This window comes from Jiangella mangrovi (assembly GCF_014204975.1).
Taxonomy (GTDB): Bacteria; Actinomycetota; Actinomycetes; order Jiangellales; family Jiangellaceae; genus Jiangella; species Jiangella mangrovi.
Map to the genome: position 1 here is coordinate 5,941,462 of NZ_JACHMM010000001.1, position 14,666 is coordinate 5,956,127.

Consider the following 14,666-nt stretch of genomic DNA (forward strand, 5'->3'; position numbering starts at 1 on the left):
CTTCGTGTCGTCTGGGTGTCGGGTCCCGGCCGCGTCAGGCGTCCAGGACCAGCAGGTCCTTGGTGGTGGGTGTGAGCAGCTCGGGACCGCCGGAAGCGCGAACCGCCAGCGTGTCCTCGATCCGGACGCCGCCGCGGCCGGGCAGGTAGATCCCGGGCTCGACGGTCACAGCCATGCGATCGGCCAGTGTACCCGTCGCGGAGTACCCGAGTGTCGGTGCCTCGTGGACCTCGAGGCCCACGCCGTGCCCGGTGCCGTGGCCGAAGTTCTCCTTGTAGCCGGCGTCGTCGATGATGGCGCGGCTGGCGTTGTCGACGGCCACGCACTCGTCGCCGACGGCGATGGCCTCGCGGCCGGCGCGCTGGGCGTCGGCGACGAGCTGGTAGATCTCGCGCTGCCAGTCCTGCGGCTGGGCGCCGACGACGGAGGTGCGGGTGCAGTCGGCGTGGTAGCCCTGGTAGACGGCGCCGAAGTCGATCTTCAGCAGGTCGCCGCGCTCGACCGGGCGCTCCGTGGGCGTGTGGTGCGGGATGGCGCTGTGCGGCCCGGTGGCCACGATGGTCTCGAAGGCGATGCCGTCGGCGCCGTGGCCGAACATGCGCCACTCGAGGTCGCGCGCGATCTCCTTCTCGGTACGGCCGATGAACCCGCCCGCGGCGTAGAGGTCCTCGAGCGCGCGGCACGAGATGGCGCAGGCCTCGGCCAGCAGCGCGAGCTCGCCCTCGTCCTTGACGGCGCGCAGCCCCTCGACCGCGCGGCCCAGGTGGACGTGCTCGACGGTGGCCGGCCCGTCGTCGAGCGCGGCGCGCACCGACTCCCAGAGCTCGAGGGTGACGGCGTGCTCCTCGACGGCGAGCCGTAGACTCCCCCCGGCCTTCGCCGCACGCGCGGCGAGGGCCGTGGCGACACTGCGCTCGACCAGCAACTCGACGTCTTCTGCCACGGCCTTCGCGGCGGTAGAATAACGACTATCCGTCGCCAGCACGGCCGAACCGCCGGAGGTCAGGAGCAAAGCCGCGTTACTGCTGTCGAGGCCGGTGAGATAACGGACGTTGACCAGGCTTGTGACTAGTGCGGCATCAATCTTGTCATCAACCAGCTTCGTGGCCAGTTCAGCGCGCCGCCTCGCGTGGGTCTCCGTCATCTTCCAGCCCTCTCCAGCCTTCTTGACCTGCACAGACATCGTTCGGTTTCAATAATTGAGACGGGTGCTTCGCAGTTGATCACCGCTCGACTACGCTCATGATCATGCTCATTCTAGGCCTGGTCGTCATCGTCATTCTGGCCCTCGTCATGAGCTTCTTGGTCATTCGCCGCGGGCCCGAGGCCACCACCACGCGCACGTTCTCCTCTTCCTTGACGCCGCCCCCCGGCGTGCGACTCCCCCGCGAGTTGCAGGACGAGATCCGCGACATCGCCTCTCGTGGCAATACCGACCAAGCCGTCAAAGTCCTGCACAAGCGGGCAAGTCTTCCTACCGCGCAGGCTACCGCCATCGTCTACGCGCTTCACGCCGGTCAGGTGTTTCCGGAGCCGGAACCGCCCAGCACCGCCGCCCCCGCCTCGCCCGCGCGCCGCCGCGGCGCCGTCGACGCCGAGCTGCTGGCGACGCTGCGCCGGCTGGTCAGCCAGGACCGCCTGCGCCGCACGGCCGCCATCCGGCTGCTCAAGGAGCGCACCGGCATGAACACCCGCGACGCGAGGCGGTTCCTCGACGCCCTCTGATCCGACGATCCGCTCTTGATATCACGGCACACGACGGTGATAGCATGCCGTCATGCGCCAGTTGCTGCTGCGGATCCCCGACGATCTCCACCGGCGGCTGACCGCGCGTGCGCAGCGCGAGGGCGTCTCCATCAACGCGCTGGCCAACAAGGTGCTCTCCGCCGCCGCGCCGCCGCCTCCCCCGTCCGACGACGACGTCGACGTGCGCCGTCTCGAGCTGCGCGAGAAGGCCCGCGACATGGGCATCCTCGTCGAGAGCCCGGCCCCGTCCGTCCCGCCGGCCCAGTTCACCAAGGCACTCCAGGCCACCGAGGGCGTGGGCCCCGTGCTCGACGAGCTGTGGGCCGACGGGCGCTGAGCATGCTCACCTACGTCGACTCCTCGGTGCTGGTGCACTCCTACCTCGCCGACGAGCCGAAGCACGCCGTCGCGCGCGGGCTCATCGAGGGCCGCAGCGTCCTGCTCACCTCCACGCTGGCGCTGCTCGAGACGTCGTCCGCGCTGGTCCGGGCCGCCCGCACCCGGCGCATCGGCGACGTCGACACCCTGCTGGCCAAGCTCTACGAAGAGGTCTCCCCCACCGGGCCGGTCACGCTGGTCCGCGCCGACCTGCTCGACACCGAGAACACCGCGCGCGTCCTGGTCCGCCGGTTCGGCATCCGCGCGCTCGACGCCCTGCACCTGGCCATCGCCGACCTCGCCGCCCGGCCGCTGGCCCGCTCCGGCGAGCAGGTCGGCTTCGCCTCGCACGACCCCGCCCAGCGCGCCGCCGCGGCCGATCTCGGGTTCGTCGCGGTGTGAGTCACGGCCGGACCGGTACGGTCGGCCCGTGGACTTCTGGCTGATCGTCGTCATCGTCTTCGCGGCCGCCCTGGTCATCGGGTTCGGCTTCGTCATCCTGCGCGGCCGGGCCGACGCCGTCCGCGGCACGTCGTCCTCCGCTTCCTCAGGGGTGACGGCGGCAGCTGCCGGTTCCGCACGCATGGACCGCGAGACCCTCGATGCCGCCGTCGGGAAGCTGCTGGCCGAGGGCCGGGTGGTCCCCGCGGTCAAGCTGATCCGCGAGCACACCGGGCTCGGGCTGCGCGAGGCCGTGCAGTACTCCGAGCGGCTGGCCGCCGGGGCCGACGCCGCCAACGCCGCACCGGCCGCCTCCACGCGCTCGTCCATCTCCTCCGAGGCGATGGCACACATCCAGCAGCTGGTCGCGCAGGGCAAGAAGATCCAGGCCATCAAGGAGGTCCGCGAGCACACCGGCCTCGGGCTCAAGGAGGCCAAGGACCTGGTCGACCGTATGGAGGACTCCGCCACCGTCGCCGCCCTGGACGTCCCCGGCCCCGCGGATGGCCCGGCCGCCGACCGGACCGACGAGGTCATGGGGCAGGTGCAGGCGCTGGTCGCGCGGGGCAAGAAGATCCAGGCGATCAAGCTGCTGCTCGAGAACGCCCCGGAGCTGGACCTGCGGAAGGCGAAGGAGATCGTCGACCGGCTCTGACCGCCGGGTTCAGACGAGGTCGGCGACGGCGCGCAGCGCGAGGTCGTACGAGCCCAGCCCGAAGCCGGCGATGGTGCCGGTGGCCACGCCCGCCACGACGCTGGTGTGCCGGAACTCCTCGCGCGTGGCCGGGTTCGAGATGTGCACCTCGATGAGCGGCGCGCGCAGCTGGGCGCAGGCGTCGCGCAGCGCGTACGAGTAGTGCGTGAAGGCCGCCGGGTTGAGCACGACCGGCGTGCCGGCGTCGGCGGCCTCGTGCAGCCAGTGCACCAGCTCGGCCTCGTCGTCTGTCTGCCGCACGTCGGCGTCGAGGCCGAGGTCGGCGGCGGTCTTGCGGCAGCGTTCCACCAGGCCGGCGAAGGTCGTGCTGCCGTAGACGTCCGGCTCGCGCGACCCCAGGCGGCCGAGGTTGGGACCGTTGAGCACCAGCACCCGCGTCGTCACGTCTGGAACCCTATCGGGGCCGGCGACCGGGAGCCGTCATGGGATCACGTTGCCGGCCGCCCGGTACAGCGCGTACCAGGTCTCGCGGTCGATCTCGAGGTGCGCCGCCCGGGCGATCTCCGCGACCCGCGCCTGCTTCGTCGTGCCGATGACGGGCTGCATGCGGGCGGGGTGGCGCAGGATCCAGGCGATGGCGACGGCCGCCGGCGTGGCGCCGAGCTGCGCCGCGACCTCGTCGAGCGCGTCGTTGACCTGCTGGAAGTCCGGGTTGCCGAGGAACGTCCCGGCGATCTGGCCGTGCTGCAGCACCGACCAGGGCTGGATGGTGATGCCGTGCAGCCGGCAGTACTCCAGCGCCCCGCCGTCGCGCACGATCCCACCATCGAAACCGGTATTGACGGTGAGACCGGCGTCGACGAGCCCGGTGTGCGCGAGGCCGAACTGCAGCTGGTTGGCGATGATGGGCTGGCGGACGTGCGCGCGCAGCAGGTCGAGCTGGGCCGGGTTCTGGTTGCTGACGCCGACGTGCCGCACCTTGCCCGCGGTGACCAGCTCGTCGAGGGCGGCGGCGACCTCCTCGGGCTCCATCAGCGTGTCGGGCCGGTGCAGGAGCAGCAGGTCGACGTGGTCCATGTTCAGCCGGCGCAGCGACCCCTCGACCGAAGTCCGGATGTGCTCGGCGGAGAAGTCGTAGAACCCGGACCGGATGCCGCACTTCGTCTGGACGACGATGTCCTCGCGGCGGACGCCCGAGGAGGCCAGGGCGGCGCCGAAGACCTCCTCGCAGCGGCCGCCGCCGTAGATGTCGGCGTGGTCGAAGACCGTGATGCCGGCGTCGACGGCGGTCCCAATGAGCCCGGCGACCTCGCTCTCGGACAGCTGGTCGATGCGCATGCACCCGAGCGTGATGACCGAGCCGCGCGGCCCCGTCCCGCCGATGTCGATGTACTCCACCCGCCGAGCCTATCCGCGCGAACGGGTCACGGCTTGAGCACCACCAGCTTGTGGTGCAGCAGCTCCTCGATGGCGTAGCGGACGCCCTCGGTGCCCTGCCCGGAGTCCTTCACGCCGCCGTAGGGCATGTGGTCGGCGCGGAACGACGGCGGCATGTTGACCAGGACGCTGCCCGCCTCGGCCGACCGCGCATAGGTCAGCGCCGACGCCAGGTCGCCGGTGTAGATCGACGTGTTGAGGCCGTCGTCCGACCCGTTCACCCGGGCCAGCGCGTCGGCCAGCGAGTCGACCTCGATGACGCTGACCACGGGGCCGAACGCCTCTTCGCAGACGATGCGGCTCTTGTCGTCGACGTCGACCAGCAGCGTGGGCGCCAGCACGCCGTCGGCCGACACCGTCCCGCCGGTCACCACGCGGGCGCCGTCGGCCACCGCCGCCTCGATGGTCCCCACCAGGCGCGATGTCGCCTCCGCTGTGATCAGCGGACCCACCATGGTCGACGGCAGCCGCGGGTCGCCGGACGCGACCGCACCCATGCGCGTCGCCAGCTCCTCGACGAACTCCGACACGACCGCGCGCTCCACGTACACCCGCTGCAGCGACACGCACGCCTGTCCCGAGTTCGACAGGGCCGCGGTGACGGCGTCAGCGGCGGCCCGCGGCAGGTCGGCGTCGGCGCGGACGACCATGGCGGTGGTGGAGCCGAGCTCGAGCACGTGCCGCTTCCGCGGCGACCGCGCCTTGAGCTCCCACCCGACGCGACTGGACCCGGTGAACGTCAGCACGGCCACGCGCGGGTCGTCGATCCAGGCGTCGACAATCTCGGCCGGCGGCCCGGTGACCAGGTTCAACCGTCCCACGGGCAGCCCGGCGTCGGCGAACGCGGCCACCAGCAGCCCGGCCACGAGCACCGCCTTGTCCGACGGCTTCAGCACGACGGCGTTACCGGCGGCGAGGGCGGGCGCCACCTTGTGCAGCACGAGGTTGAGCGGGAAGTTGAACGGCGTGATCGCGGCGACGACGCCGCGCGGCTCGGCCACGGTGAACGCGAGCGTCCCGGCGCCGGCCTCGACGGCGTCGAGTGCGACGACCTCACCGGTGAGGCGCTTCGCCTCCTCGGCGGCCCAGGTCAGGGTCTCGACGGCGCGGCCGACCTCGCCGCGGGCGGCGGTGACGGGCTTGCCGGTCTCGGCGACGATCGCGTCGGCGAACTCCTCAGCACGGTCGGCAACGGCGGCAGCCACCGCCGTCAGCACCCGCGACCGCGCCGGCACGTCGAACGGTCGCCCCAACGCGCCACAAGCGGCGTCGACCGCCAGCCGCGCGTGCACCGCGCCGCCCACGGCCACCGTCCCGAGCACCGCGCCCGTCCACCGGTCGCGGACCTCCTGGACGCCGTCGCCCGGCACCCAGGACCCGTCGAGGTACAGCAGCTGCTCAGCCGACACGGTTCGCCTCCTCCGTCACGTACGACTCCGCCAGCCGGTCGATCCGCTCCAGCACGGCTCGGGTGACGTCGGCGGTCCCGTCGGTGCCGCCGAGGTCGCGGGTGCGGACGCCGTCGGCCAGCGCCGCCTCGAACGCCGCGATCAGGTGCGCCGCCGCCCGGGCGTGCCCGAGGTGCGACAGCATGAGCGCCCCGCTCCACAGCTGCCCGACGGGGTTCGCCACGCCCTGGCCGGCGATGTCCGGGGCGGACCCGTGCACCGGCTCGAACATCGACGGGTGCACGCGCTCGGGGTTGAGGTTGGCGCTCGGCGCGGACCCGATGGACCCGGTGACGGCGCCGGCGAGGTCGGAGAGGATGTCGCCGAAGAGGTTCGAGGCGACGATGACGTCGTAGTCCCAGGGCCGCAGCACCAGGCTGGCGGCCAGCGCGTCGATCAGCTCGCTGCGCAGCTCGACATCCGGCGATTCCAACACCACCGACCGCACGACCTCGTCCCAGAACGGCATGGTGTGCACGATGCCGTTGCTCTTCGTGGCCGACGTCAGCCCGCCACGCCGCGACGCCGCCAGCGCGGTCGCGTAGCGCGCGACCCGGGTGATGCCGGGCCGGGTGAACAGCGCCTCCTGGACGGCGAGCTCGTGCGGCTGCCCGCGGTGCGAGCGCCCGCCCACCTCGGAGTACTCCCCCTCGGTGTTCTCGCGGACGATCACGAGGTCGACGGGGCGGTCGTCGGCCAGCGGCGAGCGCACGCCGGGCAGCGTCTTCACCGGCCGCAGGTTGACGTACTGGTCGAAGGTCCGCCGGATCGGGATCAGCAGCCCCCACAGCGTCTCGACGTCGGGGATGTCGGGCACGCCGACGGCGCCGAGGAAGATCGCGTCGTGCTTCGCCAGCGTCTCGAGGCCGTCGACCGGCAGCATGCGCCCGTGCGCGCGGAAGTAGTCCGAGCCCCAGTCGAGGTGGTTCCAGCGCAGCGTCAGCCCGTGCACCGAGGCGACCCGGTCCAGACACGAGATGGCTGCCGGCACCACCTCGAGCCCGATGCCGTCACCGGCGATGACGGCGATGTCCGCGGCAGCAGCAGCCCCGGCGGTCACCGGGCCACGCCGTCGGCCGCCGCGACCGGCTGGCCGTTCTCGGTCGGCACCGCCACCTTGACGACGTCGACCTCGTTCTGCTCGAGGATGCGCTCCTGCTCGTCGCTGATGCCGTCGTCGACGATGACGCGGTCGATGGCGTCCCAGTCGCAGATCTTCACCATGGCGGAACTGGCGAACTTCGAGGAGTCGATGAGCAGCACCACCCGCTCGGCGACCTCGATAAGCGCGCGCTTGGTGATGGCGTCGAACCCGTTGCCGCAGAACGCGCCGCGCTCGTTGACCCCGCTGGCGGCCAGGAACAACATCTCGACCTGCAGGTTCTCGATGGCGGCGAGGGTCGCGGGGCCGTCGAACGAGAGCGACTCCGGGTGCAGCGTGCCGCCGAGGCAGATGACCTCGGCGCCGCCGTTGCCGATGAGGTTGGAGACCACCGGGAAGGAGTTGGTGACGACCTTGACGTCGCGGTCGGGCGGCAGCTGCGCGGCGACCTGGCTGGCGGTGGTGCCGGCGTCGATCGCGATGATGGACTTCTCGGTGACCAGCTCGATCGCCCGGGCCGCGATGGCGCGCTTGGCCTCGCCCATCTTGTGGTCGCGGAACTGGTAGTCGCTGCCGAGCATGTCCTTGCGCGACAGCGAGCCGACGCCGCCGCGGAAGCCGCGCACCCGGCCGCTCTCGACCAGCCGCATGACGTCGCGCCGGATGGTCATCTCGGACACCGCGAAGGCCCGGGACAGCTCGCTGATGGTGCAGTAGCCCTGATCGCCGATGAACTGGACCAGCCGCTCACGGCGCTCGGGGGCGGACGTATATCGGAAGTTCTCTTCGACCGTCATCTCACTCACCTCTCACGCGACTGGTGACGACTGTACGGACGCGCGGTGTCCGCGACGATCCTCGTGAGGTCCTGCAGACGGCGTGTCGACCTTTCGGTCAAAGCGGCCTCGTGGTCGGCCTCGGCGACGGTGTCGGCCCAGATGGCGCGGCCGGCGAGGAACCCCGACGCGCCGCCGGCGCAGGAGGCGCGCACGGCGTCGGCGAAGTCGGGTCGCTCGACGCCGTTCGACAGCACCACCCACGGGCCGGGGACGACCTCCGTCAGCCGCTTCGCGTGCTCCTCGACCAGCCCGAGGTCGCCCGGGACGTAGCCCGGCACCTCGGCCTTGTAGATGTCGCCGCCGAGGGCGGAGAGCTCGGCCGCGGCGGCGAGGATCGCGTCGTGCCGGGCGGCCGGGTCGGTCCACTCGTCGGCGTCGGCGGGCCGGACGATCCCCTCGACCAGGCCGGCGACGCCGGCCTCGCGGGCCAGCTCGACGAACCGGCCGACGAGGTCGGCCCGCTCGGCCACCTCGACGCCCTCGCGCCAGATGACCAGGAACTTCAGCGCCACGGCGCCGACCCGCTCGACGAACTCGGGGGTGACGACGTCGTCCAGCCAGGTCGTGAGGACCGGGAGACCCGGCGGCTGCTCGAGCACGTCGGCGGCCAGGATCAGCCCCGACGACGGCGCCAGCTCGGCCGGGCGGGCGTCGGTGACGGCGTAGGGCCGGTCCAGCAGGACGGCCGACGCGAGCGGCGAGAGCACCCGGGTGGCGGTCGCCTTGAACTCGCGCAGGGCGTCGTCGCCGGCCTCGGCGCCGTCGTCGGTGAGGGGGAACATGCGGCGCAGGGACTCCCGCTGGTCGAGTGCGACCATGGCGAATCCGCCGTCCTCGGTCCGCAACGGGGCCAGCAGGTCGGCGGGCGTCTGGTCACTCGTCATGCGTGTCTCCTGTGTCGTGGCGGTGCTGGGCAAGCAGTAGGGCGTCGGCCTCGGCGCGGCTCGGGATGGCCGAGCGCCCGTCGAGGGCACGGCAGGACAGCGCGGCGACGGCGTTGGCCAGCCGGGCGGCCTCGGCGAGGGTGCCGCCGCCGACCAGCCCGGCGAGCAGCGCGCCGTGGAACACGTCGCCGGCGCCGATGGTGGAGGCGACGTCGACGCGGAACGGCGCGACCACGGTGACGTCGTCGCCGTCGAGCACATGGCTGCCGGTGGACCCGGCGGTCGCGACGACGGCGCCGGCCCCGGCCTTCGCGGCGGCGCACAGGCCTTCGTCGACGTCGTCGGTGCCGAACTCGCGGGCGAGCGCCGCGGTGGTCGGGACGTAGAGGTCGACGCCGGCGAGGTCGAGCCCCGGGATCGGGTTGCCGGCGTCGAGGCTCAGCCGCGACCCCGCCCCGCGCGTCCCGGAGCGGACGGCGGCCAGCGCGCTCCGGTATCCGGTCTGGTCGGCGTGCAGCCAGGTGGCGGCGCCGGCCGGGACGTCGTCGGGCGACGGCGCGTGCTGGGCCGTGGTGACGATGGCCCGGGTGCTCCCCGACCGCGCCGCGATGACCAGGCTGGTGGTGGTCGCCACACCGGGGACCGTGCGCAGCCAGGTGGTGTCGACGCCCTCGTGCTCGAAGCCGGCCCGGACCAGCCGCCCGGCGTCGTCGTCGCCGACCACGCCGCAGAAGCCCACGCGGGCGCCGAGGCGGGCCAGCGCGACGGCGGCCGTGGCGGCCGGTCCGCCGCACGCGGTGACGAACGGCTCCGCGACGACGCGATCGTCGGCGGCCGGCATCCGGTCGACCACCGCGATGGTGTCGACGGTGGCCGTGCCGACGCAGATCACGTCCAGAGGCATCGCGCGCCTCACTTCACCGCGCCGGCCGTGAGCCCGGCGACGAGGTAGCGCTGCAGGAACAGGAACCCGACGACGATGGGCACGCTCACCACGAGCGAGGCCGCCATGATCTGGTTCCAGTAGACGTTGACCTCGGTCGAGTAGCTCTGCAGCCCGATCGAGAGCGTTCTGGTGGCGCTGTTCGTCATCTGTGAGGCGAACAGGATCTCGCCCCACGCCGTCATGAAGGAGTAGACGGCGACGGCGATGACGCCCGGCCGGGCGGCCGGCAGCACGACCCGCCAGAGCGCGCCCATAGCCGACGTGCCGTCGACCCGGGCCGCCTCGTCGAGGTCGCGCGGGATGCCGTCGAAGTAGCTGGCCAGCATCCAGATCGAGAAAGGCAGCGTGAACGTCAGGTAGGTGACGATGAGGCCGAGGCGGGTCTGGTACAGGAAGGTGAAGCCCAGCCAGCGGTCGATGTTGACGAAGATGATGAACAGCGGCAGCAGGAACAGCACGCCGGGGAACATCTGCGTCGACAGGATGACGCCCGAGAACGCGCCGCGGCCGCGGAAGCGGTACCGCGAGATGGCGTACGAGGCGAAGATCGCGATGATCACGCTGGCGATGGTCGCGACGGTGCACACGACCAGGCTGTTCACGAAGTACTTCCCCAACGGCACCGTCGACCAGATGTCGATGAACGGCTGCAGCGTCATGTTGCTGGGCCACCACTGGAAGTCGCCCTGCACGTCGCGCAACGGCTTCAGCGCCGACGTCACCATGACGTACAGCGGGATCAGCGTGAACAGCGCCAGCGGGACCAGCACCACCCACCGGAAGATCCGGAACGACAACTGCTCACGCATCGCGGCGCACCTTCCTGTTCCACAGCGCCCACACGCCGGCCACCACGACGAGGAACAACATGAGCAGCACGGACATCGCCGAGCCCAGCCCGAAGTTCCACTGGATGAACGAGTTGGTGTAGATGTGCACGGTCAGCAGGTTCGCGGAGTCCGGCGGCACGTCCCCGAAGAGCACGAACGGGGTGTTGAACTCGCGGAACGTCCACAGGAACAGCAGCAGGAGCAGCACCGAGTTGACCGGGCGCATCATGCCGAGCGTGATGTAGCGGGTCTGCTGCCAGATGCCGGCGCCGTCGATGGAGGCCGCCTGGTACACGTCGTCGGGGATCGCCTGCATGCCGGCCATGGTCATGAGGAACGCGAACGGCCACTGCTGCCAGATCGAGACGATGACCACGGACAGGAACGCGTTGCCACCGATCAGCCAGAACGGCGGATTGTCGACCACCCCGAGCGTGTTCACCAGGAACTCGTTGAGCAGGCCGTTGTCGCGCTGGAGGATGAACTTCCAGGTGATGATGCCCGCGTACGCCGGCAGCGCGTACGGCACCAGGAACAGCGTGCGCAGGGCGCCGCGGCCGCGCATGTACTTCTGCAGCACCAGCGACGCGCTCATGCCGAAGACGAACGAGATGCCGACCACCAGGATCGTGAACACCAGCGTGATGCCGAACGACTGCAGCAGCTGCCGGCCCAGCGGGTTGTCGAAGTCCAGCGCGACGGCGTAGTTGCCGAAGCCGGCGAACGGCGCGGCGCCCCAGTTGGTGATGAAGAACTGCGTCAGCCGGATGAAGCTCATCCAGATGCCGACGCCCATGGGGACCACGTGGATCAGCAGCTCGAGCAGGATGGCGGGCAGGATCAGCAGGTACGGCGTGATGCGCGCCCAGCTCCACCGCCCGTCCGGGCCGCGCAGCCGCCGGGCCACCCACGACCCGGAGCCGCGGCGGCCGTCGCCACCGTTGCCGACGCCGCTCCGGCGGCCCGCGTCGGTACGCGGGCCGCCGGGCGTTGCCGGGGCACCGGCCGACGGGATGCCCCCCGCCGGCCGGGCCTCGCTCGTCCGGGCCTCGGTCAAGACGTCGCGCCCATCTTCTGCTGCGCCTCGTCGAGGGCCGCGCGCACGTCGTCCTCGCTGACCGTGCCGCCCGACGCCGCCTTGGCGATCAGGGACACGACCGCCTCGCCGACGTTGGCCTGGAACGCCTGGATCTCCGGCACCAGCGGCAGCGGCTTCGCGTAGTCGGCGACGATGGTCGCCCACGTCTCGAGCTGGTCCGGCTCGGCCTCGAAGGTCGGCTGCAGGCCCTCGATGACCGGCAGCGACGTGTACGCCTCGTTCAGGATCTGCTGCTCCTCGTCGCTGGTCATGAACTCCACGAACTGCAGGGCGGCGTCGAGGTTGTCGGTGTTCTCGAAGATCGAGATGTTCGTGCCGGCGACGAAGCTGCCGATCTGGTCGCCGCCCTGGGGCGACGGGATCGGGACGATGCCGTACTGGTCCGGCGTCATGCCGTTCTCGCGCAGCACGTTCATCGACGCCGTCTGCGCCATGAGCATCGCGGCGTTGCCCTGGGCGAACTCGCCGGCCGCCTGCGGGCCCTCGGTGAACTGCGCGACGCTCGGGTTGACCACGTGGTACTCGCTGAGCAGGTCGACGTAGCGCTTGACGCCGGCGACCATGCCGTCGGACGTGAAGGTCGGCTTGCCGTCGTCGTCGAACGCCGAGCCGCCGTCCTGCTCGCTGAGGATGAAGGCCATGTGCATGCTCGCGTTGACGACACCACCGGGCAGGACGATGCCGTAGCGGCCGGCGTCGGCGTCGGTCAGCGCCTGGGCGGCAGACACCAGGTCCTCCCAGGTGGCCGGCGGCTCGAGGCCGGCGTCGGCGAACTGCTGCTTGTTGTAGTAGAGCGCGTAGACCTGGCTGTAGAGCGGGATCGACGTGGGCGGCTGGCCCTCGGCGCCGGCCGTCCCCAGAGCGGAGTCGACGAACCGGTCCTCGCCGCCGAGCTGCTCGAAGTCCTCGTCGCTGAACTCGTGGAACGCGCCGGTCGACTGGAACGTGACGGCGTTGGTGTTGCCGATGTTGATGACGTCAGGGCCCTGGCCGCTGACGGCGGCGGCCAGCGTGTTGTTGGTGAGATCGGACCACGGCACGACCTCGACGTCGACCTGGATCCCGGTCTGCTCCTCGAACTTCTCGATCTCGGGAGTCAGGATCTCCATGTCGTTGTCGAGGCTGGCGCCCTGGTTGCTCGCCCAGTAGGTGAGGGTCCCGCCCCCACCGCCGCCGTCGCCACCGGAGCCTTCCGTCTCGTCACCGCCGCCGCCACACGCGGCGAGAGCGGCGGCCAGCACCAGCGCCGAGGCGCCCGACGTCAGGATTCGCGTCTTCATTGAACGTCTCCCTGTGAGGTTCTGTACACGGCAGCCGCAGGAACGCGCCCCGTCGAATGTCGCCATTGAAGTCCTCGTCGAGGTTGGTGTCAAGATAACATCTTCTGTTAATTCAGCACCGTCTCATGTGTCGACTCCATCACCGTAGCGCTGAAACGTCCCAGCAGGGCGCCGCGTGTTCGATTCGAGACCGAAATGAGGGAATCCGCACACTTGGGGTGCGGCGAGGGTGCAGCGAGGGCGCTGCCGCGGCTCAGAGCCGGTCGCGGACGAGGTCCCAGACGACGTGGGCGAGCGCGGACTTGGGGCCGTTCTCGACGGCGACGGAGCCGCCGTCGGCGCTCAGGATGACGGCGGCGTTGTCCTCGGACTCGAAGCCGCGGTCGGCGCCCACCTCGTTGACCACCAGCAGGTCGCAGCCCTTGGAGGCCAGCTTGGCCCGGCCGTGGTCGAGGACGCTGCCGGAGGCGTCGCCGGTCTCGGCGGCGAACCCGACCACCACCTGCGCGGGGCTGGGCCGGTGCGCGGCCAGGTGGGCCAGGATGTCGGCGGTGCGTTCCAGCTCGATGACCGGCGACGAGCCGTCGGCCGACTTCTTGATCTTCGTGTCGGTGTACGCGGCCGGCCGGAAGTCGGCGACGGCGGCGGCCATGACCACGGCGTCGGCGTCGGCCGCCGCGGCCACCATGGCGTCGAAGAGCTGCGCGGCCGACCCGACGCGGACGAGGTCGACGCCGGCGGGGTCGGGCAGCGCCACGTTGGCCGCGACCAGCGTGACCCGGGCGCCGCGCGCGGCCGCGGCCCGGGCCAGCGCGTAGCCCTGCCGCCCGGACGAGCGGTTGCCCAGGAACCGGACGGGGTCGAGGTGCTCGCGGGTGCCGCCCGCGGAGACGACGACGTGCCGGCCGGTGAGGTCCGGTCCGGCGCCGCCGCGGCCCAGCACGTCGGTGACGTAGGCGACGATGTCGGCGGGCTCGGGCAGCCGGCCCTTGCCGGTGTCGGCGCCGGTGAGCCGGCCCACCGCGGGCTCGACGACGAGCGCGCCGCGCTTGCGCAGCGTCTCGACGTTGGCGACGGTGGCCGGGTGCTCCCACATCTCGGTGTGCATGGCCGGCACGAAGATGACCGGCCCACGCGCCGTGAGCAGGGTGGACGTCAGGAGGTCGTCGGCCATGCCGGCCACCGCGCGGGCCATGAGGTCCGCCGTCGCCGGCGCCACCAGCACCAGATCGGCGTGTCGGCCGATGCGCACGTGCGGCACCTCGTGCACGTCGTCGAAGACCTCGGTGTGCACCGGACGGCCCGACAACGCGGCCCAGGTCGGCTCTCCGACGAAACGGAGGGCCGACCTGGTGGGAACCACGGTGACGCCGTGGCCGGACTCGGTGAGCCGGCGCAGCACCTCGGCGATCTTGTAGGCGGCGATGCCACCCCCGACGCCGAGGACGATTTCAATCTGCCGGGTCATGCGACGCTTCCGACCTTTCGAAATCTCTCAGCGACGGATCGATGGTTGGGAGGACCTCCGGCCCTTCACACACCATCGATGTCGCCTGACCCGGCGGGTTCCGCCATGTCGCC

General features: G+C 71.5%; 16 protein-coding genes. 4 read left to right on the forward strand and 12 right to left on the reverse strand.

What is annotated here, in order from left to right; translation table 11 throughout:
- Nucleotides 1–34: 34 nt before the first annotated feature.
- Entirely contained in the window at nt 35–1,183 is a 1,149-nt protein-coding gene (locus tag HD601_RS27555) for a M24 family metallopeptidase (protein WP_221441360.1), read from the reverse strand.
- A gap of 59 nt (nt 1,184–1,242) precedes the next feature.
- Here HD601_RS27555 and HD601_RS27560 point away from each other — a divergent pair, with 59 nt between their 5' ends.
- From HD601_RS27560 to HD601_RS36070, 4 genes are read left to right on the forward strand one after another with little or no spacing between them, the layout of a single operon-like run.
- Nucleotides 1,243–1,725 carry a hypothetical protein gene (locus tag HD601_RS27560; protein WP_184827378.1) on the forward strand — a complete coding sequence of 161 codons (483 nt, stop codon included), beginning with the start codon at nt 1,243–1,245 and terminating at the stop codon, nt 1,723–1,725.
- Nucleotides 1,726–1,777: 52 nt separating this feature from the next.
- On the forward strand, nt 1,778–2,083 hold the full coding sequence (locus HD601_RS27565) for a toxin-antitoxin system HicB family antitoxin (RefSeq protein WP_184827380.1): 306 nt from the start codon (nt 1,778–1,780) through the stop codon (nt 2,081–2,083).
- Nucleotides 2,084–2,085: 2 nt separating this feature from the next.
- The gene (locus HD601_RS27570) at nt 2,086–2,526 is read left to right on the forward strand and encodes a type II toxin-antitoxin system VapC family toxin (RefSeq protein WP_184827382.1); all 441 of its coding nucleotides are present in this window, start codon (nt 2,086–2,088) and stop codon (nt 2,524–2,526) included.
- A gap of 28 nt (nt 2,527–2,554) precedes the next feature.
- Nucleotides 2,555–3,220 (forward strand): ribosomal protein L7/L12, encoded by a 666-nt coding sequence (locus HD601_RS36070; RefSeq protein ID WP_343076457.1) that lies wholly within the window; start codon nt 2,555–2,557, stop codon nt 3,218–3,220.
- A gap of 9 nt (nt 3,221–3,229) precedes the next feature.
- Here the strand turns inward: HD601_RS36070 and aroQ are convergent, their stop codons facing one another.
- The 11 genes from aroQ to coaBC all read right to left on the reverse strand — a co-directional run bounded on the left by aroQ (nt 3,230) and on the right by coaBC (nt 14,553).
- Nucleotides 3,230–3,664 (reverse strand): type II 3-dehydroquinate dehydratase, encoded by a 435-nt coding sequence (gene aroQ, locus HD601_RS27580; RefSeq protein ID WP_184827384.1) that lies wholly within the window; start codon nt 3,662–3,664, stop codon nt 3,230–3,232.
- 36 nt (nt 3,665–3,700) lie between these two features.
- Nucleotides 3,701–4,618, reverse strand: a complete 918-nt coding sequence (locus tag HD601_RS27585) for an aldo/keto reductase (protein WP_184827386.1) — start codon at nt 4,616–4,618, stop codon at nt 3,701–3,703.
- A 26-nt stretch (nt 4,619–4,644) separates the two neighbouring features.
- Entirely contained in the window at nt 4,645–6,066 is a 1,422-nt protein-coding gene (locus HD601_RS27590; protein ID WP_184827388.1) for an aldehyde dehydrogenase family protein, read from the reverse strand.
- Entirely contained in the window at nt 6,056–7,165 is a 1,110-nt protein-coding gene (locus HD601_RS27595) for a tartrate dehydrogenase (RefSeq protein ID WP_221441361.1), read from the reverse strand. Before HD601_RS27595 ends, HD601_RS27590 begins: the two co-directional genes overlap by 11 nt.
- Nucleotides 7,162–8,004: a DeoR/GlpR family DNA-binding transcription regulator gene (locus HD601_RS27600; protein ID WP_184827390.1), complete on the reverse strand. Its 843-nt coding sequence runs from the start codon at nt 8,002–8,004 to the stop codon at nt 7,162–7,164. Before HD601_RS27600 ends, HD601_RS27595 begins: the two co-directional genes overlap by 4 nt.
- Before the next feature lie 5 nt (nt 8,005–8,009).
- Nucleotides 8,010–8,930, reverse strand: coding sequence for a hypothetical protein (locus HD601_RS27605; protein ID WP_184827392.1), 921 nt, complete (start codon nt 8,928–8,930; stop codon nt 8,010–8,012).
- The gene (locus HD601_RS27610) at nt 8,920–9,834 is read right to left on the reverse strand and encodes a carbohydrate kinase family protein (RefSeq protein WP_184827394.1); all 915 of its coding nucleotides are present in this window, start codon (nt 9,832–9,834) and stop codon (nt 8,920–8,922) included. Before HD601_RS27610 ends, HD601_RS27605 begins: the two co-directional genes overlap by 11 nt.
- Before the next feature lie 8 nt (nt 9,835–9,842).
- On the reverse strand, nt 9,843–10,685 hold the full coding sequence (locus HD601_RS27615; protein WP_184827395.1) for a carbohydrate ABC transporter permease: 843 nt from the start codon (nt 10,683–10,685) through the stop codon (nt 9,843–9,845).
- Nucleotides 10,678–11,721: a carbohydrate ABC transporter permease gene (locus HD601_RS27620; protein WP_425503491.1), complete on the reverse strand. Its 1,044-nt coding sequence runs from the start codon at nt 11,719–11,721 to the stop codon at nt 10,678–10,680. Before HD601_RS27620 ends, HD601_RS27615 begins: the two co-directional genes overlap by 8 nt.
- A 38-nt stretch (nt 11,722–11,759) precedes the next feature.
- Nucleotides 11,760–13,085 (reverse strand): ABC transporter substrate-binding protein, encoded by a 1,326-nt coding sequence (locus tag HD601_RS27625; RefSeq protein WP_184827397.1) that lies wholly within the window; start codon nt 13,083–13,085, stop codon nt 11,760–11,762.
- 253 nt (nt 13,086–13,338) lie between these two features.
- A complete protein-coding gene (coaBC, locus tag HD601_RS27630; protein WP_184827399.1) occupies nt 13,339–14,553 on the reverse strand; it encodes a bifunctional phosphopantothenoylcysteine decarboxylase/phosphopantothenate--cysteine ligase CoaBC in 1,215 nt (404 codons plus the stop codon).
- Between the last annotated feature and the right edge of the window lie 113 nt (nt 14,554–14,666).

Coding starts and splice junctions, on each gene's coding strand:
- HD601_RS27555 (WP_221441360.1), bottom strand. CDS start 1,183: ATGTCTGTGCAGGTCAAGAAGGCTGGAGAGGGCTGGAAGATGACGGAG.
- HD601_RS27560 (WP_184827378.1), top strand. CDS start 1,243: ATGATCATGCTCATTCTAGGCCTGGTCGTCATCGTCATTCTGGCCCTC.
- HD601_RS27565 (WP_184827380.1), top strand. CDS start 1,778: ATGCGCCAGTTGCTGCTGCGGATCCCCGACGATCTCCACCGGCGGCTG.
- HD601_RS27570 (WP_184827382.1), top strand. CDS start 2,086: ATGCTCACCTACGTCGACTCCTCGGTGCTGGTGCACTCCTACCTCGCC.
- HD601_RS27600 (WP_184827390.1), bottom strand. CDS start 8,004: ATGACGGTCGAAGAGAACTTCCGATATACGTCCGCCCCCGAGCGCCGT.
- HD601_RS27605 (WP_184827392.1), bottom strand. CDS start 8,930: ATGACGAGTGACCAGACGCCCGCCGACCTGCTGGCCCCGTTGCGGACC.
- HD601_RS27610 (WP_184827394.1), bottom strand. CDS start 9,834: ATGCCTCTGGACGTGATCTGCGTCGGCACGGCCACCGTCGACACCATC.
- HD601_RS27615 (WP_184827395.1), bottom strand. CDS start 10,685: ATGCGTGAGCAGTTGTCGTTCCGGATCTTCCGGTGGGTGGTGCTGGTC.
- HD601_RS27625 (WP_184827397.1), bottom strand. CDS start 13,085: ATGAAGACGCGAATCCTGACGTCGGGCGCCTCGGCGCTGGTGCTGGCC.
- coaBC (WP_184827399.1), bottom strand. CDS start 14,553: ATGACCCGGCAGATTGAAATCGTCCTCGGCGTCGGGGGTGGCATCGCC.